The sequence below is a fragment of the Arthrobacter sp. 05N33_2 genome (assembly GCF_056397425.1).
Genome location: NZ_JBFTNJ010000001.1, coordinates 236,344 through 257,309, shown reverse-complemented (window position 1 = coordinate 257,309; position 20,966 = coordinate 236,344). Strand labels below are relative to the sequence as shown.

The window sequence follows — 20,966 nt, the reverse complement described above, 5'->3', positions numbered from 1 at the left end:
TCGCTCCGCTCAGGCGGAGAGTTCCATCATGAGTGGCGGCAATTCGTCGGTGAGCTCCCGGGCGAGATAGCCCAGGCCGCCCAGCCGGCTGGCAAGGCGGTCTCCGGCCGCAGCATGCAGATGCGTTCCCCAGCAGGCGGCCTGCGCGTTGCCCGTTCCCCTGGCGCGGAGGCCGGTGATGGCGCCGGAGAGGACATCCCCGCTGCCCGAGGTGCCCAGCCCGCTGTGCCCTGTGGTGATCTCCCAGAGGCCGGCCCCGGACGTGGCAGCCCTGCCGGTGCTGCGGGGTTCTGCGATGGCCCCCTGACACGTGACCACGGCCCCGTATTTGTCGGCAACCTCAGGGAGCTGGCGGTGCAGGTCCTCGACCTCCCGCCCGAGCAGGATGCCCGCCTCCGTGACGTTCGGGGTCAGGATCAGCCGGCCGGCCCACGGCGCCAGTTCGGCTTCGAGCTCCGGGACGCTGGCCAGGGCAAAAGCATCCAGGACAATGCACGGCGGGCTGCCCGGGGCGGCCTGAAGGAGTTCGCGCAGCAGCGCCGTGGTCTGGTCCTTGTCGTCCAGGCCCGGCCCCACCAGGACGGCGTCGGCGGTTTCCAGCTCGGCGGCCAGGGACCCGGCGGCGGAACCGACCACGGTCCCGGCCGTCGTTTCCGGCAAGCCAAGGACGCCGGCTTCGGGCAGGGCGATGGCGAGCGGCACCGCCACGGACTCCGCCACGGCCAGGGTCAGCCGGCCAGCGCCCGCGCGGAGGGCGGCGACGCCGGCGAGCAACGCCGCTCCGGGCGTCTTGCGCGCGCCGCCGATCACCAGCACGGAGCCGCGGTCATCCTTTCCGGAGCCGCCGTCGGGGAGCGGCCAGGCCCGCAGCAAAGCAGGGGTGACGGCCTCGGCCTGGGGGCGGCGTTTCGCTTGCCGGGAGTTAGCGGGGGTGGACATCGGCGTCTCCCGAGTGCTGGGTTACCGGGACACCTTCGCTCGTGAGGTGGTCGGCCATATTGAACCCCTCCAGCTGCCATTCCCCCCGGCCGCCGGGCCGGATGAAGCGGCTGACGGAGGCGTTGAGGATGGTGGACGCGGCCGCGATGTCCAGCAGCTGCTCCTCCGAGAGCCCCTCCAGGATGTAGCGGATGAGCAGGATCACGGCATCGTGGCAGACCAACAGGACGCCCCCGCCCGGATGCCTGGTGTCGAGGTCGGCGAGCAGCGAGCGAAGCCGGAGCACGACGTCCGCCCAGGACTCGCCGCCCGGGGGACGGTAGTAGAACTTGCCGAGCCACCGCCGCCGGCCGGCCTCCTCCGGGAGGCGGGCTTCCACCCCGGCCGAAGTGAGCATGTCCAGGATGCCGAGCTCACGGTCGCGCAGCCGCTCATCGATCAGGATAGATGTTTGCCAGCCGCCGGTCTGGACGGCGAGTTCCGCGGTCTGGCGTGCGCGCAGGTAGGGCGAGGACCAGACTGGCGTGCGCCGGCCGTCCGGGTAGCCGGCGAGGAGTCTGCCCAGGGCCAGCGCCTGCTCCCGTCCCGTGTCCGACAATCCGACGTCCGCGTCCCGGGCCGGGACGTCAATGACATGCGCGCCGGCCTGCTGAGCCAGCGTGGCGGCAACGTTGCCCTGGCTTTCACCGTGCCGCACGAGCAGTAACTCGCTCACGCCCGGAACGCCGTGTCCATAGTGGCTCACCGTCCCCCTATCCGTTGCTTTCCAACGTCGTCCTCTGCCGGGCGGGCCCGGGCTGGAATATGTGTGGCAGAAAGGTTACTCCCGGTGGCGCGGATTTGTCCCCTGCACCGGCGATCGAGCAACACCGGGGCCGCCGGGCTGGCAGGATAGAGCCATGCGCATCCTCATCGCCCCGGACAAGTTCAAGGGTTCCCTCACCGCCGTCGAAGCCGCCGCGGCCATTGCCGAAGGCGCCCTCCGCGTCTACCCCGAGGCCGACGCCATCCAGTTCCCGGTGGCCGACGGCGGCGAAGGAACCCTCGAGGCGGCCGTCGCGGCCGGCTACGAGGAACGGCTCAACGCGGTCGTCGGCCCGATCCTGGCCCCGATCGGTGCCGCGTGGGCCATCCGGGCGGATGCTTTCGGCGGCGCCACCGCGGTGATTGAAACGGCGCAGGCCTCAGGGCTGGCGCACATGGAGCCCACACCGGCCAACGCCCTGCGCGCCCACAGCTACGGCTGCGGCCAGCTGATCGCCGCCGCACTGGACGCCGGTGCCACGGAAATCGTGCTGGGCGTAGGCGGTTCGGCCATGAGCGACGGCGGCAGCGGGGCCCTCCGCGCCCTCGGACTCAAGCCGTTGGACGCCGCCGGCAACGTGGTGCCCCTCGGCGGCGGGTCGCTTGCCGACGTCGCGTCCGTGGACATCAGCGGCCTGGACCCGCGGCTGGCCGGGGTGAAGTTCAGGATCGCCGTCGACGTCCAAAACCCGCTGTTCGGCAGTGACGGCGCGGCACACGTGTTCGGACCGCAAAAAGGCGCCGACGCCGATGCGGTGGAACTGCTCGACGCCGGCCTGCGCAACTGGGCTTCGGTCCTGCGCCAGAGTACCGGCCGGGACGTCAACGTGCCCGGGGCCGGGGCGGCCGGCGGGTTCCCGGCGTCGTTCCTGGCCTTCAGCACGGCCGCCCTGGAAGGCGGCTTCGAGCTGGTGGCCGGTCTCACCGGGCTGGACGCGAAACTCGCGGTGGCTGATTTGGTCATCACCGGGGAAGGCTCCATGGACAGCCAATCGCTGGCAGGCAAGGCGCCGATTGCCCTCGCCGATGCCGCCCAGGCCCTTGGCATTCCGGTGGTCGTGGTGGCCGGCCGGATCCTCGTCACCCCGGAGGACCTTGCCCGTCACGGCGTGGTGGCCGCGGCGCAGCTGCTGGACGTCGCCGGCAGCCCCCAGGACGCAGTAGCAAACGCCGCAAAGTACCTCACCTGGGTCACCAGCCAGGTCCTCGAAGGCGCCTGACGCGCCTTCCTGACGCCCGTGCCGGCCGGCCTGCCGTCTAGGCGCCGGTCTCATAGTGCGGTTCGGCCACGGGTTTGGACTCGGGGGAGCCCTTCTCGCGCAGGTATACCGAGGCGCCCACCAGGACCGCCACGGCGAGGAACTCGCTTTGCCAGTTCTGGAAGGACTCGAACCAGAATCGGCTCGTCGCCAGATAGCCCAGCACCGTCACGGTGGGCTTGCCGTGCGCCTGCTGGTCACTGTTGTAGTCCTCCGCGCCGCCAACCGCGTGCAGGGCGATCGACGCCAGGAACAGCAGGAGGAACATGATCGAAAGCGAGTGTTCATAGAGCTTGAGGACCCAGCCGCCGCGCCGCACCGGCCACGGCGTGGACTCCTTGAGCTTTGCCTGCCGGGGATCCTCGTCTTGCGGGGCGGTCCGGCCCACCGGCTTGGACTCGGAGGACCCTTTCTGGAACAGGAAGACGGTGAGGATGACGTACATGCCCATCTGCAGGAATTCCGACTCCCAGTTCTCGAAAGTCGCCTCCAGGAAGTTCCCGGTGCCAAGGTACTGCAGGACGGTCACGGCAGGTTCGCCGTGGGCAAGCTGCTCGTCGCTGTAGGTGCTTGCCCCGCTCAGGACCATGCCGCCGAAAAACACGACGAACAGCCCGATGTTGGCCAGAAGCAGTCCATGTTCCTTGACCCACTTGCCCATGGTTCCGGTGCCTGCGGTGTGGCGCTCATGTGAAACGTTTGTCATAGCGACTCCTCTTTGCGGGCCCGTCGACGGATCCAGGCAGGGACAAGTACCAGCAGCAGCACCAGCACGGCGAGCAGTCCGACGCCGGCGATCACGCCCGCCGTCCGGCCTACGGTGACATCGAAGATCAGTGAGGTGGTGCCCACGCTCAGCAGCCCCACCCCGGTCAACGAAAACCTGACGATGATGTCCGCGCTGCTCACGAGGGCCTGCTTCAGCCCTTGCCGGAACAGCCGGCGGTGCACGCTCACGGGCAGCAGGATCGTGGCCGTGGTCAGGGCGGCCAGGACGACGTTGGCGAGATACAGGCGGGTCTGGTAGTCATCGAGCGTCTCGAAGCGCGACTGGAACGGCAGCGTCAGGAGGAAGCCGGCGAGAATCTGGACGCCGGTCTGCAGTACGCGCAGTTCCTGCAGCAGTTCGACCCAGTTGCGGTCCATCCGCTCCGCAACGGACTCGTCCCTGCCGTCGTTCTTCGGCACTACTGGGCCGGTCATCGGTACTCCTCCGCAAAATCCTGAAACCAAGGCCGCCACAACATGCGGCCCCACCCTCAACCTAGGCTTGAGAGTTGCCAAAAACAAGTTGGTACTAAGCTTGCTGACGATATTGTAGTTAGGGTAGAAACTGATTACTTCGCTGGGATGGATTCAGCGGGCCCCGGCCACACGGGATCGATGAACATCCTGGAAACCGACACGTTGTAAGGCGGACTATGAGCGACTCAAGCGAACGGCAGGATCAGCCCAAGCAGCCCGAACAGCCGCGCGATCCGCGCGCCGGCTACCATTCCGGCCCGTTCCCGGAACAGGTCCAGAAGCAGCCCGGCCTCACCGCGCCCATGGAGCCCAAGCCGGACCACGGCGAGGAAAGCTACCGCGGCAGCGGTGCCCTGAGCGGCAAGGCCGCCCTGATCACGGGCGGCGACTCCGGAATCGGCAGGGCGGTGGCGATCGCCTTCGCCCGGGAGGGGGCCGACGTCGCCATCTCCTACCTGCCGGAGGAAGAAGACGACGCGCAGGACACCGCCGAGTGGATCCGAAAGGCCGGCCGCAAGGCCCTGCTGCTCCCCGGCGACGGCCGCAGCGAGGACTTCGCGGCGGACATCGTGAAGGCGACGCTGGCCGAATTCGGGCGCCTCGACGTCCTGGTGCTCAATGCGGCCTACCAGAAGAACCGCGAGAGCTTCGAATCACTGCCCACCGAAGAGTTTGATCGCGTTTTCAAAACCAATCTGTACTCCCTGCTCTGGACGGCCCGTGCCGCGGTCCCGCATCTGGAAGCGGGTGCGTCGATCATCACCACGGCGTCAATCCAGGCCTTCAACCCGTCCCCGGAACTCATTGACTACGCCATGACCAAGGCGGCCCAGGTGGCTTTCACCAAAGCCCTGGCCCAGGAGCTCGGACCCAAGGGGATCAGGGTCAACGCCGTGGCCCCGGGTCCCATCTGGACACCGCTGATTCCGGCCACCGAATGGCCCGACAAGCTCCCGTCCTTCGGCCAGGACACGCCCCTGCAGCGGGCGGGGCAGCCGGCGGAGCTCGCGGCCGCCTATGTCCTTCTCGCCTCCGACCACGGTTCCTACATTTCCGGAGCCGTGCTTCCGGTCACCGGAGGCAAGGGTCTCTGAACCCGCTCTGAACCCGCTCCGGACCCGTCCACTGCCAGCTAGTCGCATTTCCAGCACCAGTTTCCAGTACCAGGAGGAATGACATGACTGAAAACCAGCAGGATCCCAAGTCCGTCACCGAGGAAGCGGGCGGCTACGGCACGCCGACCGCCGAGCAGGAGATGGGCGGCGATGGGAAGAAATTTGCCCAGCCCCGCGAGGAGGAGGCCTTCGACGCCGCCGGGCTGAACCAGGACAGCCCCGACGGCGAGACGTATCCGGCCGGCGCGCCGGACCTGAGCCAGTTCGGTGCAGAAGACCAAGACAGTGCAGGAGAACCCGGAGCAGGACGCTTCGGAGGAGCGGAGGAACAAATGAGTTCAGAAAACGCCAGCGCAACCCCCGGCTTCGACCCGGACGCCTCGGAGAATTCCGAGACGGCAGTGCCGTCGTCGGAAGCGGAGATGGACGGTGCCAACACGGAAGAGCCCGACGCCGGGCGGCCCTTCTCCTCTGAGTCCGGACAGGACGCGGCGGGGCTGCCGGACGGCTCCGGGACGGACCTGCCGGAGAACAAGTCGCCGAAGGACCGCGACGATGACAAGAACGCCTTCGACGCCGGCTAGTCCCAGGCCCGTCGCGCCCCGGCGCTGCCGGCCGTGACAGCGAAAAGGCCGGACTCCTGCCCTTGGGCGGAGTCCGGCCTTTCTCGTCTGCTGGATTGCCCGCTCGCCGCGCGCTTCCGGGCGGCGTTCTTTAGCGGCGCTTCTTGGGGGAGCGCTTGACGGCTGCCTTGACCGCGGCCGTCGAAGCTGCGGCCGGCGCGGAATCTTCGGTTTCCGGTTCGGCCACCGTGCCGCGCACCTTCGCGATCGCCTTCATGCCGTGGTAGATCACCAGGGCCGCGGCCGAGCCGAGCGCAATCCCGGTGAACTTCAAGTCGCCGATGGTCCAGGTGTAGTCGGCAATCCCGACAATCAGGGCGACGGCGGCCGTGGTCAGGTTGATCGAGTTGGAGAAGTTCACCTTGTTCTGGACCCAGATTTTCACGCCCAGCACGCCGATCATGCCGTACAGCATCGTGGCCGCGCCGCCCAGGACGCCGGCGGGGACGGTGGCGATAAGCTCGCCAAACTTCGGCGAGAAGCTCAGGATCACAGCGAAGGCGCCGGCCACCCAGTACGCCGCCGTCGAATACACCTTGGTGGCGGCCATGACGCCGATGTTCTCGGCGTAGGTGGTCGTCCCGGACCCACCGCCAAGACCGGCAAGTACGGTGGCGGCGCCGTCGGCCAGCAGCGCGCGGCCGGAGACGCCGTCGAGGTTCTGCCCCGTCATGGCGGACACGGATTTCACGTGGCCGATGTTCTCTGCCACCAGCACCAGTACGACCGGCACGAAGAGGCCCACGACGCCCAGGTGGAATTCGGGGGTCTGGAAATGCGGCAGGCCCACCCACCCAGCACTGTCCACCTTGGAGAAGTCCACCTCGCCCCGGATCATCGCAACAAGGTAGCCCACCAGGACACCCACCAGGATGCTCAGCCGGCCCAGCATGCCGCGGAACAACACGCTGACCACGATGATGACGGCCAGGGTGATGAAGGCGGTGACGGGGGCCTGGTCGAAGTTGGCCTTCGCCGCGGGTGCCAGGTTCAGGCCGATCAGCGCCACGATCGCGCCGGTCACGATCGGCGGCATGACTCGGTTGATCCAGCCGGCGCCGAACTTCTGCACTACGGCGCCGACGACGGCGAGGGTCGCGCCCGCCAAGACCACGCCGCCGAGTGCCCCGGGGACGCCGAACTGCTGCTGGGAAGCCATGATCGGCGCGATGAACGCGAAGCTGGAACCGAGGTAGCTGGGCACCCGTCCCTGCGTGATGACCAGGAACAGGAGCGTGCCAATGCCGGAGAAGAACAGGGTGGTGGCTGGCGGCATGCCCGTGATGATCGGGACTAGGAAGGTAGCACCGAACATGGCCACAACATGCTGCATCCCGATCCCTACCGTCAGGGGCCAGGTGAGCCGCTCATCCGGCCTGACGACCTCACCGGGGCGGACGGACTTGCCGTTGCCGTGGAGCTTCCATTTGGTGCCGAGCATGCTCATGCCGGGAGCCTTTCAGAGAATGTGGGGCGGGCGGGAAGGAATCTTCCCGAGCAACTTTACCGCGCAGCATTTACCGGCCGTCCCGTCGGGCCGGCGTGCTGCGGGCCGGTCCGGTGTGCCCGACGTCACAGGACGCAGCGGGAAGCAGGCGCCGTCCGTTGAAGTTGCAACTATTGACAGCAGGAGACGCCGGCCGCCCAAGAGTGCGCCGGCCCAGCGAAAGGGATGCCCATGACACTCGCCCACGATGAAGCAGTAATCGAGGCAGCCGCCGTCGACGCCATCTTTGCCGAAGCCCGCACGGCGAACGCCTTCACCGGCGCCGTCACCGACGAGCAGGCCCGCGCGATTTACGAACTGACGAAGTTCGGCCCCACGGCGTTCAACTCCCAGCCGCTGCGCGTTACGTACGTGCGCTCCGACGAAGCCCGCGCCACGCTTGTTGATGCGCTGGCCGCCGGAAACCGCGCCAAGACGGCATCAGCGCCGCTCGTCGCGGTCCTGAGCTACGACACCGCGTGGCAGGAGCAGTGGGACGCGTTCCTTCCCGGCTACAACGCCCCCAAGGCCATGTATGACGCCGCGCCGGATCTCGCCGCGGCCACGGGCAACAACAACGCCCACCTGCAGGCCGGCTACTTCATCCTCGCGGTCCGCACCCTGGGCCTCGCGGCAGGTCCCATGACCGGTGCCGACTTCGCCAAGATCGACGCTGCGTTCTTCCCCGACGGGAGCCAGAAGAGCTTCCTGGTGGTCAACATCGGCCAGCCCGGGGCAGACGCCTGGGGCGAAGCCAAGCCGAAATTCGCCTACGAGGACGTCGTCCGCACCGTCTAACAGCCTGCGGCGCCGTTCTCCGGCACTGTCCTTTCGCGGAGGTGCCTGCGGCGCTGTCCTCCCGCGGAGGTGCCTCCGGCACTGTCCTTTCGCGGAGGTGCCTGCGGCGCCGTTCTCCGGCACTGTAATCCCGCGGAGGTGCCTGCGGCACTGTCCTCCCGCGGAGGTGCCTCCGGCACCATGGGGGACAGGCCGGAGGCACGCGGGATGCGATTCTGCGGTTCAGCGCAAGGCCCACACCCAGGGCCACTTCCCATTTTAGTCCGCGCCGTCGCCGCCGGCACTGTGAGTTTGCGGCGCCCGCCCGGCCCCGGAGGCGCCGCGGCGTGGCACACTTTTCCCATGCGGAACCTGATCGCGGTGGCCTTCGTGGAACCGGTAGCCGAAGGGCTCGAGTTTCCCCGGGATGACTGGCCGCTGCATCTCACCATGGTCAAGTTCGACGTGGTCAAGGCCGGCGTCGTGAAGTCCGGCGTCGTCGAACCCGGCCAGGAAACCCGCGCCGAACCCGGGCCGGGCACGCCGCCGGCCGCGGGCGATCCGCTCGCCGACCACATCGCCGCCCTCATGGCGGACCCGGTGGCCGCTGCCCTGGGCTGCCGGATCAGCGTGGGCGGCGAAGCCGGGTTCGGGCGCGCAGGGTCAATCCCGGTCAACCTGATTGAACCCAGCAATGAGCTGCAGGTCCTCCACAACGAGCTGGTCCGGATCGTGGATCAGCTGCCCGGCCGGATCTCCACGCCTGCCTACACTCAGGAGGGGTACCGGCCGCACGTCTCGCACCACGGCGACAAACGGCTCCGGCAGGGGGACACGTTCGCGCTTGACCGAATAGCGCTCGTGGACATGGCGCCCGACGGCGGGCACGCCACTCGCCGGATCCTGAAGTTGTGGACTGTCGGCCAGGCGTAGGCGCCAGAACGGCGTCTTGGGAGGCCACGACGTCATATCCGCGACGCCGGCGCTGGATTCTTGCGGAGCGGGTGCCATACTTGGGTCAACTTCGGCAGCCATTCGACGGTAATTCGAAGACGAAGTGAGTATTTCGGGCAAGTCACAGCGGACCGGGGGGACCACTAAATGATGCTTGACGCCGCGACACTGCGGGTTGCCTTGGCGCTTGTCGATCTCACACTGCTCATGCTTTTCTACTTCATTACGTTCCGGCGCACCCGGTCGCACTACAGCGGCTGGTGGTGCATGGCGCTCCTGCTGTTCCTGGTCGGCAACGCCGCGTACCTGCTGGAGGGTACGGCGCAGCAGGGGTGGGCCATCCCTGCCGGCAACGTCCTGCTGGTCGCCGGTGCCGCCAGCATCTGGGCCGGCGGACGATCCCTCCGTGCCCCCTCCCTCCGGCCTTGGCAGCTCGCGGCCGGTCCTGCCGCCACCGCCGTCGCTTCCTTCCTCGGCCACCCGGCCACCAACGTCTGGGCGGGAGGCCCGGTGTACCTGGGATTCATGGCCGTGTTGATCGGCCTGGCATCCCGGGAGCTGTTCCTGCTCGAGCGCGACTACTCGCGCGTCCACCGTCCCCTCGCCGTGGGCGCCGGCATCCTGGCCGTGTTCTACCTGGGCCGCCTCGTCGCTTTCCTGGCGAACGGACCGGACGGTGCCGTCTTCACATCGGTGTTCGGCTCCGTCCCCATGACCGTCTTCTCGACGATCACGCTCGTGGTTGCTTCCTTCACCATGGCCGAGCTGAGCTACGAACAGCAGACCCAGGATCTCCGGGCACGGGCCACCGTGGACGGCCTCACGGGCCTGCTCAACCGTTCTGCGTTCCTGGACCTCGCCGAAAACGAACTCCGCCGTTTGCGCCGGACCGGCACCACGGCATCGATCATCCTCGCGGACCTGGACCACTTCAAGGCCATCAACGATCAGTTCGGCCACTCGGCCGGAGACTCCGCTCTGCAGGCCTTTGCCAGGGCCTGCTCCGGCACCGTCCGCTCCACCGACCTCGTGGGCCGTTACGGCGGCGAGGAATTCATCCTCCTGCTGCCTGGCGTCACGCCGGACCGGGCACGGGAAATCGCTGCCGACATCAGCGTCCGGCTCCATCAATCCGGCTCCGCAGTCATTCCCCGGCTGCCCACCGTGAGCTACGGCATCGCGTCCACCGGCGCCGGCCCGGGCGGCCTCGATGCCGCAGTGATCTCGGCCGACGCGGCCCTCTACCAGGCAAAGACGCTTGGCAGGGACCGCGCCGAGTTGGCCACCGGCGGCTGAACTACGAGATAACCCCGTCCACCAGCGCCTTCGCCTCGGCCTGGACCTGCTTGAGGTGCTCGGCACCCTTGAAGGACTCGGCGTAGATCTTGTAGACGTCTTCCGTGCCGGAGGGCCGGGCCGCGAACCAGGCGTTTTCGGTAACGACCTTGAGGCCGCCAATCGCGGCGCCGTTGCCCGGCGCCTCGGTCAGTTTGGCCGTGATCGTTTCGCCGGCCAGTTCGGTCGCGGTGACGTCCGACGGCGAGAGCTTGCCCAGCGCCGCCTTCTGCTCCCGGGTGGCGGCCGCGTCGATCCGGGCGTAGACGGGGTCGCCGAACTGGTCGGTGAGGCCCTTGTACAGCTGCGACGGTGATTTGCCCGTCACCGCCGTGATCTCCGAGGCCAGCAGAGCCAGCAGGATGCCATCCTTGTCGGTGGTCCAGACACTCCCGTCCATCTTGTTAAAGGAGGCACCGGCGGATTCCTCGCCGCCGAAGGCGCCCTCTCCGGACAGCAGCCCGGGGACGAACCACTTGAAGCCCACGGGCACTTCAACAAGTTTGCGGCCCAGGCTCTCGGCCACGCGGTCGATGATGGATGAGGAAACCAGGGTCTTGCCGATCACGGACTGCGGGTTCCAGCCGGTCCGGTGCCGGTACAGATAATCGATGGCGACGGCGAGGTAGTGGTTCGGGTTCATCAGCCCGCCGTCCGGGGTGACGATCCCGTGGCGGTCGGCATCGGCGTCGTTGCCTGTGGCGACGTCGAACTTGGCGCCGTCGGACATGCGGTTGATCAGGGACGCCATCGCCGACGGCGAGGAGCAATCCATCCGGATCTTCTCGTCCCAGTCCAGCGTCATGAAAGCCCACTGCGGGTCGACGGTGGGGTTGACCACGGTGAGGTTCAGGTGGTGGCGCTCACCGATCTCGCCCCAGTAGTCCACCGACGCTCCGCCCATCGGGTCGGCGCCGATCCGGACGCCCGCCTCGCGGATCGCGTTGAGATCCAGTACGGAGGGGAGGTCGTCGACGTAGCTGCTCAGGAAGTCGAACTTGCCGGTGGTCCCGGCGGCCAGTGCCTCGGCCACCGGAATCCGCTTGACGCCGCGCAGGCCGTTTTCCAGCAGCTCGTTGGCGCGGTTGGCGATCCAGCCGGTGGCGTCGGTGTCCGCGGGGCCGCCGTGCGGAGGGTTGTACTTGAATCCGCCGTCGCCCGGGGGGTTGTGGCTGGGGGTCACCACGATGCCGTCGGCCTGCGGCGCGCCAGGGGCGGCATTGCGGTTGTGCGTCAGGATGGCGTGGCTCAGGGCAGGGGTGGGCGTGTAGCCGTGGCGGGCGTCGATGAGGACGTGCACGCCGTTGGCGGCCAGCACCTCGAGGGCGGAGTTTTGTGCGGGCTCGCTCAGGCCATGGGTGTCCTTGGCCATGTAGAGGGGGCCGGTGATGCCCTGGCCTGCCCGGTATTCCACGATCGCCTGCGTGATGGCGAGGATGTGGGGTTCGTTGAAGGACGCCTTCAGGCTCGATCCCCGATGCCCGGAGGTGCCGAAGGCCACCCGCTGGCCCGGGTCCGAAAGGTCCGGCGAAACGTCGTAGTACGCATCCAAAAGCGCAGTGAGGTCAACAAGGTCTTGGGGTTGGGCAACTGTGCCCGCGCGGCTAGCCATGGCACCAGCATGCCAGACGAGGGCGGGGTGCAACACGGTTTCGCGCCAAACCCGCTCCTGTGACGAAAGAAAACCAGCCAATAGGCCCGGTCCCAAGCCAACCGTGCGGCGGTACTCTGGATCCAGAGACTTCTTGAGGGGACAAGCCATGACTGAACAGCCAAAACAAGGCAAAGACGAGACCCCGGAGGGCTACCAGCCGACCCTGCGCCTCCCGGACCAGCAACCCGACGTTCCGCCGGGGCAGGCACCACCCGCCGGCCAGGACCAGGGACCGTCGGCGACGCAGCAGTTCGCGCAACCCGAATCCCCGCAGCAGCCCTACCCGGGCCAGCAGCCTCACGCAGGCCAGCAGCCCGACACGGGCGAGCAGCCCCACGTCGGACAGCAGCCCTACACCGGACAACAGCCCTACACCGGCCAGGCGGCACCTGACCGCGGCCAGTACTCAAGCCCGTACCCCCCGATCTACGGCCAGCCGGCCGCCCCGTACGGCCAGCCGGCCGCCCCGTATGGCCAGCCGTCGCCGTATGCCCAGCCGGGCAGCCCCAACGCCTACGGCCAGCCCGCGTACTACGGCGCGCCGCCGTCGCCCAAGAGTCTGAGCATCGCCAGCATGTGCTGCGGCATCGCGGCACTGGTGGGATTCGGATTCTTCCTGCTCCCACAGCTGGCCGCCGTGATCCTGGGGCACCTGGCCCTGCGGCGCGAACCGGCCGGCCGGGGCATGGCGATCGCCGGCCTGGTGATGGGTTACGTGGGCATCGCCGTCACGATCCTGGTCCTGGTCATTTTCGGACTGGTCATCGGCACCGCGCGCAACAGCGGGTACGGAGCCTAGGTCTGCCCTGTGGCGCCGGAGCCGCGCCTGGTCAGGCTGTCAGCGCAGCCACCAGGGGCTTCGCGTTGGCCTCAAGCCAAGCGCGCCGGCGGTTGATCTGGCCGCCCACGCCGTCCTGCCACATCCGCGCCCAGCCGCCGCCCAGGGCGGCGGCGTTGTGCCGCATCCGCTCGTAGCTGAGCGCCGCGGCGTCGATCCCGGCGCCGGGCAGCCGGCGTCGTTCATCCTCGCTCCAGCCGTAGGCATCGGCGAAGATGCGCAGCCGGCGGAACGGATTCTGGTCTTCCCAGCCCGGCCACCTATCTGACGGGTCGCGGAGCGGCACCCAGAGCATGGCGGTGTTGAGCGAATCGTGAAGTGCCGTGGCGGGGCCGGCGAGGTCAAAATCCACCAGTCCCGCGGCCAGGCCGTCCCGGACCACCACGTTCTGGGGTGTCACGTCCAGGTGGCAGATGAGTCCGGCGGCGTCGGTGGGGTTCGGCCGGACCGGCCGGGGCGGGAACGCGTGGGCCCGCGGCACGAAGCCGGCGGACGTGGTGTGCAGACGCCGCACCAGGCGGGCCACGGAGGCCAGCAGGTCCTCGGACTGCACCCAGGATTCCGGCGGCGTCCCGGCGCAGTCTCCCGGCACGAAGGTCAGGACGTCCCGGCCCTGCGGGTCGCGGCCGAGGAAGCGGGGGGAGCCCGCAAAACCGGCGTCGTCCAGCCAGTCGAGGTACTCGGCGACGGCGAGGGATTGCGGCTGGTGCGGGCGGCGGATAGTTCCGCCAACCCGCACCACGCCGTCGGTGACATCGCCTGCCGGCATGACTTCGACGTCGGACGCCTCGCCGGGGGCGGGGGTGTAGACGCGCGAAGCAACCGGAACGCGATGGGCGGTGCTCATCGGGTCAGCGTACGCCGCCCATGAGCTTCTTGATCGCCGGCGAGGCGACCGCCAGGCCCACAGCCAGCAGCATTGCGGTTCCGCCGATGCCGATGAAGTAGGGCAGCTCGTCCTGCGGGTTGTACAGGCCGGACAGGATGCCGGCCAGGGTGGTGCCCAGGGACACCGAGAGGAAGAACAGTGCCACCATCTGGGTGTGGAAGGCCTTGGGCGCCAGCTTGGTGGTCACAGACAGGCCGATGGGGGAAAGGAACAGCTCTGCAAGCGTGAACAGAAGCAGGATTCCAACCAGAGCCAGCAGAGGGGTCTTGCCACCGCCGGCCAGCGGGATGAACGCCAGGAAAGCAAGGCCCATCACGAACAGGCCGATCGAGAACTTCAGGGCCGAACCGGGCTGCTTGCGGCCGAGCCGGGTCCAGAGGGCGGCCATGATGCCGGCGAAGATGATGATGAACACCGGGTTGATGGACTGGACCCAGGCGGCAGGCATTTCCCAGCCGAACAGGTTCCGGTCCAGCTTCTCCTCCGAGTACACGGCGATGAAGGTGAACTGCTGCTGGAACAGGGCCCAGAACGCCGCGGAGGCGATGTACAGCGGGATAAACGCTGCGACCCGTCCGCGCTCGGTGGGGGTGACCTTCTTGCTGCTGAAGATCAGCGCGAAGTACAGCACCGACGCGCCGATTGCGGCGTAGGCCATGGACATGGCCAGGTTTTCGGCGTTCACCGTGCCGGTCACGAGCAGCACTGCGATGATCACGGCGATGCCGGCGAAGACGAGGCCGTAGCGGGTGCGCTGGGCGGCCGGGAGCGGGTTCGGTACCCGGTGTGCTTCTTCGGGCAGCTTCTTGCGGCCCAGCGAGTAGATGACAAGGCCAATGGCCATGCCGACGGCGGCGGCGCCGAAGCCCCAGTGGAAGCCGCGGCTTTCCTGCAGCCAGCCGGTGACCAGCGGGCCGATCAGCGCACCGGCGTTGATGCCCATGTAGAAGATGGAGAACCCGGCGTCGCGGCGTTCGTCCTTCTCCCCATACAGGCTGCCGACGAGGGCGGTGGCATTGGCCTTCAGGCCGCCGGAGCCGACGCCCACCAGCACCAGTCCGGCGATCAGGCCGGGTATGCCGGGCACGAGTGCCAGCCCGACGTGGCCGGCCATGATCAGGACGGCCGCGCCGAACAGCACCCGCTCGGACCCGAAGAGCCGGTCCGCGAGCCAGGCGCCGAGGATTGTGGAGAGGTAGACGCCGCCGCCGTAGGCGCCGACGAGGCCGGCCGCCAAAGCTTGTGGAATCTCAAGGCCACCCTGGGCAGCCGTGAAGTACATGTAGTAAAGGAGGATCCCCTGCATTCCGTAGAAGGAGAAGCGCTCCCACATCTCTACGGAGAAAAGGCTGGCCAGCATCTTTGGGTGGCCAAAAAACGAGGTGTCGCCCGGTGTCTTGGTGGGGGGACGTAACGAGGGATCGCCCGGCGTTATAGCGGGGGGATTGGATAAATGAGTTGTGCTCATTTACTTAATGGTGACATTGTGACGCGCGATTGTCACATTCGAGCAGGCCCGAGGCAAGCAACCGCGGCCGTGTTTTGCCTCTCTTTCCGCCGGTTTCGCGGGGCGTTCCGGGCTGGGCGGCTGCGTCCTAGACGGGCTCGCCGGCGGGCTCCTGGACGGGCTCGCCGGCGTCGAACATAATGATCTGCCGGATGGCGAGGCCGTCCGCCAGCTGGTCCATGGCCCGGTTGATATCGGCCAGGGCGATGCGGTCCGAGATCAGCTCCTCGACGGGCAGTTTCCCGTCCCGCCACAACTGGGCGTATCTCGGGATGTCCCGCGACGGGACGGCGGAGCCCAGGTAGCTGCCCACGATCGTCCGGGCTTCGGCGGTGACGGTCAGCGGCGCCAGCTGGGCGCGGGCCTCGGGGGAGGGCAGTCCCGCCGTGACGGTGGTGCCGCCGGGGGAGGTGGCGGCGAACGCGGTCTCGAACGCGCGGGGATTTCCCGCGCACTCGATCACGAACCTGGCTTTGACCCCGGCGTCGAGGACCTGCTGCGGGGTGTATGTCTCGTGGGCGCCGAGGCGGCGGGCGTGATCGAGTTTCTGCTCCAGCGTGTCCACAGCGACAATCCGCGAGATTCCTTGCGAGACGGCGGTGATGAGCGCCGCCATGCCCACCCCTCCAAGGCCGACGATCATGATGCTGTCCTGCGGGCGGGGCCGGGCCGCGTTGAGCACCGCGCCGCCGCCGGTCAGCACGGCGCAGCCCAGCACTGCCGCAATGTCCGCGGGGATGTCGTCGTCCACCGGCACGGCGGAAGCGCGGTCCACGACGGCGTGGGTGGCGAAGCCTGAGACGCCCAGGTGGTGGTGGACGGGCTCGCCGTCGCGGCTCAGGAGCCGGGATCCGTGCAGCAGGGTCCCGTCGTTGTTGCTCTTGGACCCTGCCGTGCAGGGCAGCCGGCCGTCCTCGGCGCAGTTCGCGCAGTTCTCGCATCGGGGCAGGAAGGACATGACCACCCGCTGACCGGGCTGCAGGTCCGTGACGCCGGAACCGACCGTCACGATGCGGCCCGCGGCCTCGTGGCCCAGCAGCATGGGAACGGGCCGGACCCGGTTGCCGTCGACGACGCTCAGGTCCGAATGGCAAATCCCGGCGGCCTCCATCCGGACCAGGATCTCGGTGGGGCCGGGAGCCGCCAGTTCCAGCTCGGAGATGCTGATCGGCCTGGACTCCGCGAAGGGGCGGGGGCGGCCGATTTCCTCAAGTACTGCACCGGTGATCTTCATCGATCCTCTTTCGCGGCCTGGTCGGGTTTGAGTGAACGATAGCCGCCTGCCGCCGCCAGCGTCCATTTGGGGGGCTGGGGAGGTCCGACGGCGGCCGCGGGCTTGGGGTGGCTGGGGGTGCGGCGGTTTCGCGTAGGGCAGCCAGCCACCGCCGCGGGCAAGAAAACCTCAAGGTGACTGCGCCAAAGTGTGAACCATGGCTGGTTGGGGAAAGCTCTGCCGTCCCCCGGACTCGGCAGAGCCGGCAGTGATGACAGTGCCCTCCTCAACAACGGCCTCTATCCTGCGGCTGTTGCCCCGGTGGCACTGGGCCCCGGAACCGCCGGGAAGGTCTGCGACGTCGGTCCACGACCGGCGGTTTCACCGGTTGCTGATCGGCCTGTCGGTATGCGTGCTGATGATCGCGGGCATGGTGCCGGCGCAGGCCGCAAAGGCCATCACCACTCTTCACGTCTTTCTCGCGGTCGGTCAATCGAACATGTCGGGGCGGGGCGTTCCCGTCCTCGGCCTGGCAGACACGGCGGCAGACCCGCGTATCTTCCAGTACGGAGCGAAAACCCGCACGTTCCGTTCGGCCTCCGTCCCGCTTGACATGCTCGACACCCCCAGCGGCATTTCTCCGGCGACGACGATGGCCAGGGAGTATTTGAAGACCCAGCCCGCCGACGTCGGAGTCCTCATCATCCCCGCGGCACACGGCGACACCGCATTCACGGCAGCGCCGGGGACATTGACCTGGTCAGTCGGGGCGGCTTCCGCGCCGGGCTATGACCTGCCCGCGCTGGCGGTCAAGCAGACGTTGAGCGGTATTGCGGCGGCGAAGGCGGCCGGGTACGCGGTGGACCTCAAAGGGATCCTGTGGCACCAGGGCGAGAGTAACTCCGCCACAACCACCGCCATATACAGTGCGAGCCTGGACCGACTCATTGCCTTCTTCCGCAGTCGGCTGTCCGCGCCGACGCTGCCCTTTGTCGTGGGACGCATGTCGCCGGAAAGCATAGCGAGTGTGCCTGGCCGGGCCAACGTGGACAAGAGCCACTACCAAACCCCAGACCGCGTGGCCTATACAGGATTCGCGCCATCGATGGCCTGCGCCCTGAACCCGGGGGACTCCACCCACTTCTCGCGGACGGGGGTCGAATACCTGGGGCGGGCATTTCTTGCCGCGTATTGGCAGGCGATCGCGAACACCCGGGCGTCGCCGATCGCCACACCGGCCCTCAGCGTGCCCAACTGTGCGGGCCGGGCCATCGCCATCGACCCAACACGATTCCTGGACACCAGGATTTGGCCGGGCCGGGTGGCAGCGGGCAAGTCGGTAACTTTCCGCGTCGCCGGCGTCCGCGGCGTACCGGCGAATGCGTCCGCGGTCGCCGTGAACCTGACGGTGACCTCGGCGACGTCGTCCGGCGTCATCACCGCCTATGCCTCCGGGACATCCAAACCGGACACCCCGAACTTGAACTATGTTGCGGGGCAGACTGTTTCCAACCTCGCCATGGTCCCGCTTGGCACCGACGGCCGGCTGACCCTGACCAACACCTCGTCCGGGACCGTGCATCTGATCGCCGATGTGTCTGCGTACTTCCATGACGGCACACCGACAGCGCCGGGCGTTTTCAGTGCCGTCAAGCCCACCCGGCTGCTGGACACGGGTTCCTCCTCCGGGGCCGTCGCCGGCGGACGGACGGTGTCCTTCAAAGCCGGCGGCACGACGGGTATCCCGGCCAATGCCTCGGCGGTGGTCCTGAGAATCACGGCATTCGGGACGAAGTCGCTCGGCTACCTGACCGCCTACGCCACGGGGTCCCCGATGCCAAGCACTTCCAATTTGAACTACTCCGCGGGACAGACCGTGTCCAACGGTGTTGTGGTTCCCGTCGGGACCGACGGGAAAGTGACGGTGGCAAATACGTCGTCCGGATCGGCACAGATCATCGCAGACGTCACCGGGTACTTCCTACCCGGCAAACCTACACAGGTAGGGGCCCTGCGAGCCTGGAGCCCCACGCGGTTCCTGGACACGCGGGTCACCTCCGGCCCCGTCGCGGCGGGCGGTTCAGTCACTGTCCACGTGCGCGGCGTCAAGGGGATTCCCACCACCGTGGCCGCCGTGGTAGTCAACCTGACCGTCACCGAGTCCAAGTCCATCGGATACCTCACTGCGTTCGCCTCGGGCTCGTCCACGCCGAACGCCTCGAACCTCTCCTACCAGCGTGGTCAGGCGGTTGCTAACCTCGCTGTGGTCCCGGTGGGGCCGGACGGCAAGGTCAAGATCACGAATACCTCGAGTGGCTCGGTGCAGATCATCGCCGACGTTGCGGGCTACTTCCGCGGGTAGGGCTGCGGTCCGTCGAGGGCGAGTTGGTTGAGTTCCTGGGCCTCACCGGGGGACATGCTCATTCTTGGCGCCCGGGCGTGGACATGATGGCATTATGTCCACCCGCCTCGGCTACGGGCGGACATGTCCGTGATGAGCGCTGGACATGTCCATTGCGCGGCGTGAAGGGCGGGCGGGTCCGGTGCGCGGCGTGCGGAATGGGCATGTCCCGACTGGTGGAGGACGGACATGTCCGGTGCCCGATGTGAGTTCCGGACATGTCCCCTGCGCGGCGTCAGGAGTGGGCATGCCCACGGGTGAGTGCCGGGTCCACGGCTAGAAGCCCAATTGGGCGGCCACCTGCAGCAGGAGCCCCTCGGAGCCCATCGGCCCGATCACCTGGATGCCCATCGGCAGGCCGGAACCAGGGGCGCCGCCGGTCCAGTGCACCGGGATGCTGATGGCCGGCAGCCCGCAAACGTTGACCATGGATGACCATGGAGCGTACTCGCACTGTTTGCGGTAGTCGCCGTCGGCGTCGCCCGCCCATTCCGCGGTTGGCCAGTAGCCTCCGCCGTGGGTCGCGCCCGTGAACCAGCCCACCGGACGGGGTGTCTGCGCCAGGGCCGGCGTCACTATGAGGTCCCATTGGGCGTACTGGACAATCGTGTCCTGCTGGAACTGCCGGAGGAACCCGAGGGATTCGTTGAGTCTGGCTGCACTGCGCTGCTGTGCCCGCCGGCGGAAAGTCCTGGTGAGCGGCGTCAGGAGCGCCTCGCGCTGCGGCGAGATGCGCGCGCTGCCAATGCCGGCCGTCCAGGCTGTGGTGAAAGCATCCGGGTAGCGGTTGTCGTAGCGAATCGCGGCTTCCATCGTCTCGTGCCCCGCCGCCTCCAGCCGCGAGATGCCGTCCGCGAGTGCGTCGAGCGCCTCACTGTCCGGGATGAAGGGAAACTTCGCTTGCCACGGGCTGTCGAGACTTATGCCGATCCTCAGCGGTCGGGGCTCCCTGGCGGTCAGTTCGAGGTAGCCGGCGTGCGTCCGGCTGCCCATGCCCGGAACGCCCGCACCCTGTTCGCCCGCACCCTGATTGTCCGGGCCCGGCACCAGAGCATCCAGCAGCAGCGCGGCGTCGGCGGCGGAGCGGGCGAGCGGTCCGGCAACCACGAGCTGCGCGGGATCGCCCGAGCTTTCCCCGGCCGGCAGAAGCCCACGTCCGGGCTTCAACCCGACCAGTCCGCATGCCGCGGCCGGGATCCGCACGGAGCCCCCGCCGTCGGACCCGGGGGCGAACGGCAACAGCCCCGCGGCCACCGCGGCAGCGCTGCCGCCCGAGGAGCCGCCCGAACTGCGGCTGAGTGCATACGGATTGCGCGACGGCGGGGCGATCCGGTTCTCGCTGTAGGCGGTCAGGCCGAACTCCGGGACCTGTGTCTTGCCCAGCGAGAGGACCCCGGCGGCCTTGAGCGCGGCGGGAACTGCGCCGTCGGCCAAGGCCGGCTTGCGTTCCAGGGCCGCGCTTCCATGCGTGGTGACGACCCCGGCCACATCCGTCAGGTCCTTGAAGGCGACCGGCATTCCGTGCAGCAGGGGCAAGGCGCCGCCGTTCCGGCTCCGGAGGGCGTAGCGCCGGTCAGCTGCCGTGGCGTCTTTCCGCGCCTGTTCCGCGGTGACCGTGATGAAGGCACCGAGGTGCGGATTCTCGGCTTCGATCCGGTCCAGGAAATGATCGGCGGCGGCCCTGGCGGACAGTTCCCCGGAACGGAGCGCATCGCGGAGCTCGACGGCGGAGAGTTCGTGGATTTCAGCCAAGGAGGCGGGACTCCGGCCGTACGTGGGGCCGCGCGGGCCGGCTACCCGGGGGACATGCCCATTCCTGGGTCCGGCGGAAGGACACGTTGGCATCATGCCCAGCGCGCGCGGCCAGGGGAGGGCATGTCCCGTGGCGGGGGCCGCGGACCGGCCGCGCCGCGGGGTGTTCGGCAGC

Annotated in this window: 18 protein-coding genes; 8 read left to right on the top strand and 10 right to left on the bottom strand. The window is 68.3% G+C overall.

Annotated features, from left to right (window positions below; all coding sequences use genetic code 11):
- Window positions 1–9: 9 nt before the first annotated feature.
- Both AC1DHX_RS01165 and AC1DHX_RS01160 read right to left on the bottom strand, forming a co-directional pair.
- Complete coding sequence (locus AC1DHX_RS01165) at window positions 10–939, bottom strand: NAD(P)H-hydrate dehydratase (RefSeq protein WP_476859531.1); 930 nt, start codon at window positions 937–939, stop codon at window positions 10–12.
- Window positions 923–1,654 (bottom strand): histidine phosphatase family protein, encoded by a 732-nt coding sequence (locus tag AC1DHX_RS01160; RefSeq protein WP_476859530.1) that lies wholly within the window; start codon window positions 1,652–1,654, stop codon window positions 923–925. The genes AC1DHX_RS01165 and AC1DHX_RS01160 overlap by 17 nt, the downstream gene beginning before the upstream one ends.
- 184 nt (window positions 1,655–1,838) lie before the next feature.
- Here AC1DHX_RS01160 and AC1DHX_RS01155 point away from each other — a divergent pair, with 184 nt between their 5' ends.
- Window positions 1,839–2,963, top strand: a complete 1,125-nt coding sequence (locus AC1DHX_RS01155) for a glycerate kinase (RefSeq protein ID WP_476859529.1) — start codon at window positions 1,839–1,841, stop codon at window positions 2,961–2,963.
- 37 nt (window positions 2,964–3,000) lie between these two features.
- On the opposite strand, the gene AC1DHX_RS01150 is transcribed toward AC1DHX_RS01155, so the two are convergent.
- Both AC1DHX_RS01150 and AC1DHX_RS01145 read right to left on the bottom strand, forming a co-directional pair.
- Window positions 3,001–3,708 (bottom strand): DUF6766 family protein, encoded by a 708-nt coding sequence (locus AC1DHX_RS01150; RefSeq protein ID WP_476859528.1) that lies wholly within the window; start codon window positions 3,706–3,708, stop codon window positions 3,001–3,003.
- A complete protein-coding gene (locus AC1DHX_RS01145; protein ID WP_028275968.1) occupies window positions 3,705–4,205 on the bottom strand; it encodes a DUF6328 family protein in 501 nt (166 codons plus the stop codon). The genes AC1DHX_RS01150 and AC1DHX_RS01145 overlap by 4 nt, the downstream gene beginning before the upstream one ends.
- A 218-nt stretch (window positions 4,206–4,423) precedes the next feature.
- On the opposite strand from AC1DHX_RS01145, the gene AC1DHX_RS01140 reads away from it, so the two are divergent.
- Window positions 4,424–5,341: an SDR family oxidoreductase gene (locus AC1DHX_RS01140; RefSeq protein WP_476859527.1), complete on the top strand. Its 918-nt coding sequence runs from the start codon at window positions 4,424–4,426 to the stop codon at window positions 5,339–5,341.
- A gap of 83 nt (window positions 5,342–5,424) precedes the next feature.
- Complete coding sequence (locus AC1DHX_RS01135) at window positions 5,425–5,946, top strand: hypothetical protein (RefSeq protein ID WP_476859526.1); 522 nt, start codon at window positions 5,425–5,427, stop codon at window positions 5,944–5,946.
- Between the two features lie 130 nt (window positions 5,947–6,076).
- Here AC1DHX_RS01135 and AC1DHX_RS01130 read toward each other — a convergent pair whose 3' ends face one another.
- Window positions 6,077–7,432 carry a uracil-xanthine permease family protein gene (locus AC1DHX_RS01130; RefSeq protein ID WP_223914722.1) on the bottom strand — a complete coding sequence of 452 codons (1,356 nt, stop codon included), beginning with the start codon at window positions 7,430–7,432 and terminating at the stop codon, window positions 6,077–6,079.
- A 231-nt stretch (window positions 7,433–7,663) separates the two neighbouring features.
- Between AC1DHX_RS01130 and AC1DHX_RS01125 the strand changes: the two genes are divergently transcribed.
- The 3 genes from AC1DHX_RS01125 (at window position 7,664) to AC1DHX_RS01115 (ending at window position 10,498) form a co-directional block, all read left to right on the top strand.
- The gene (locus AC1DHX_RS01125; protein WP_476859525.1) at window positions 7,664–8,269 is read left to right on the top strand and encodes a malonic semialdehyde reductase; all 606 of its coding nucleotides are present in this window, start codon (window positions 7,664–7,666) and stop codon (window positions 8,267–8,269) included.
- A gap of 342 nt (window positions 8,270–8,611) precedes the next feature.
- The gene (locus AC1DHX_RS01120; protein ID WP_476859524.1) at window positions 8,612–9,181 is read left to right on the top strand and encodes a hypothetical protein; all 570 of its coding nucleotides are present in this window, start codon (window positions 8,612–8,614) and stop codon (window positions 9,179–9,181) included.
- Window positions 9,182–9,349: 168 nt separating this feature from the next.
- Window positions 9,350–10,498: a GGDEF domain-containing protein gene (locus tag AC1DHX_RS01115; protein ID WP_476859523.1), complete on the top strand. Its 1,149-nt coding sequence runs from the start codon at window positions 9,350–9,352 to the stop codon at window positions 10,496–10,498.
- 1 nt (window position 10,499) lies between these two features.
- Here the strand turns inward: AC1DHX_RS01115 and pgm are convergent, their stop codons facing one another.
- Entirely contained in the window at window positions 10,500–12,149 is a 1,650-nt protein-coding gene (gene pgm, locus AC1DHX_RS01110; protein WP_243178293.1) for a phosphoglucomutase (alpha-D-glucose-1,6-bisphosphate-dependent), read from the bottom strand.
- 148 nt (window positions 12,150–12,297) lie between these two features.
- Between pgm and AC1DHX_RS01105 the strand changes: the two genes are divergently transcribed.
- On the top strand, window positions 12,298–12,990 hold the full coding sequence (locus tag AC1DHX_RS01105; RefSeq protein ID WP_476859522.1) for a DUF4190 domain-containing protein: 693 nt from the start codon (window positions 12,298–12,300) through the stop codon (window positions 12,988–12,990).
- Between the two features lie 31 nt (window positions 12,991–13,021).
- Here AC1DHX_RS01105 and AC1DHX_RS01100 read toward each other — a convergent pair whose 3' ends face one another.
- The 3 genes from AC1DHX_RS01100 to AC1DHX_RS01090 all read right to left on the bottom strand — a co-directional run bounded on the left by AC1DHX_RS01100 (window position 13,022) and on the right by AC1DHX_RS01090 (window position 16,659).
- Window positions 13,022–13,876: a phosphotransferase gene (locus tag AC1DHX_RS01100; protein ID WP_476859521.1), complete on the bottom strand. Its 855-nt coding sequence runs from the start codon at window positions 13,874–13,876 to the stop codon at window positions 13,022–13,024.
- A gap of 4 nt (window positions 13,877–13,880) precedes the next feature.
- Complete coding sequence (locus AC1DHX_RS01095; protein ID WP_476859520.1) at window positions 13,881–15,386, bottom strand: peptide MFS transporter; 1,506 nt, start codon at window positions 15,384–15,386, stop codon at window positions 13,881–13,883.
- 127 nt (window positions 15,387–15,513) lie between these two features.
- The gene (locus tag AC1DHX_RS01090) at window positions 15,514–16,659 is read right to left on the bottom strand and encodes an alcohol dehydrogenase catalytic domain-containing protein (RefSeq protein ID WP_476859519.1); all 1,146 of its coding nucleotides are present in this window, start codon (window positions 16,657–16,659) and stop codon (window positions 15,514–15,516) included.
- Between the two features lie 367 nt (window positions 16,660–17,026).
- On the opposite strand from AC1DHX_RS01090, the gene AC1DHX_RS01085 reads away from it, so the two are divergent.
- Window positions 17,027–19,000, top strand: coding sequence for a sialate O-acetylesterase (locus tag AC1DHX_RS01085; protein ID WP_476859518.1), 1,974 nt, complete (start codon window positions 17,027–17,029; stop codon window positions 18,998–19,000).
- A 315-nt stretch (window positions 19,001–19,315) separates the two neighbouring features.
- Here the strand turns inward: AC1DHX_RS01085 and AC1DHX_RS01080 are convergent, their stop codons facing one another.
- On the bottom strand, window positions 19,316–20,791 hold the full coding sequence (locus AC1DHX_RS01080) for an amidase (RefSeq protein ID WP_476859517.1): 1,476 nt from the start codon (window positions 20,789–20,791) through the stop codon (window positions 19,316–19,318).
- Between the last annotated feature and the right edge of the window lie 175 nt (window positions 20,792–20,966).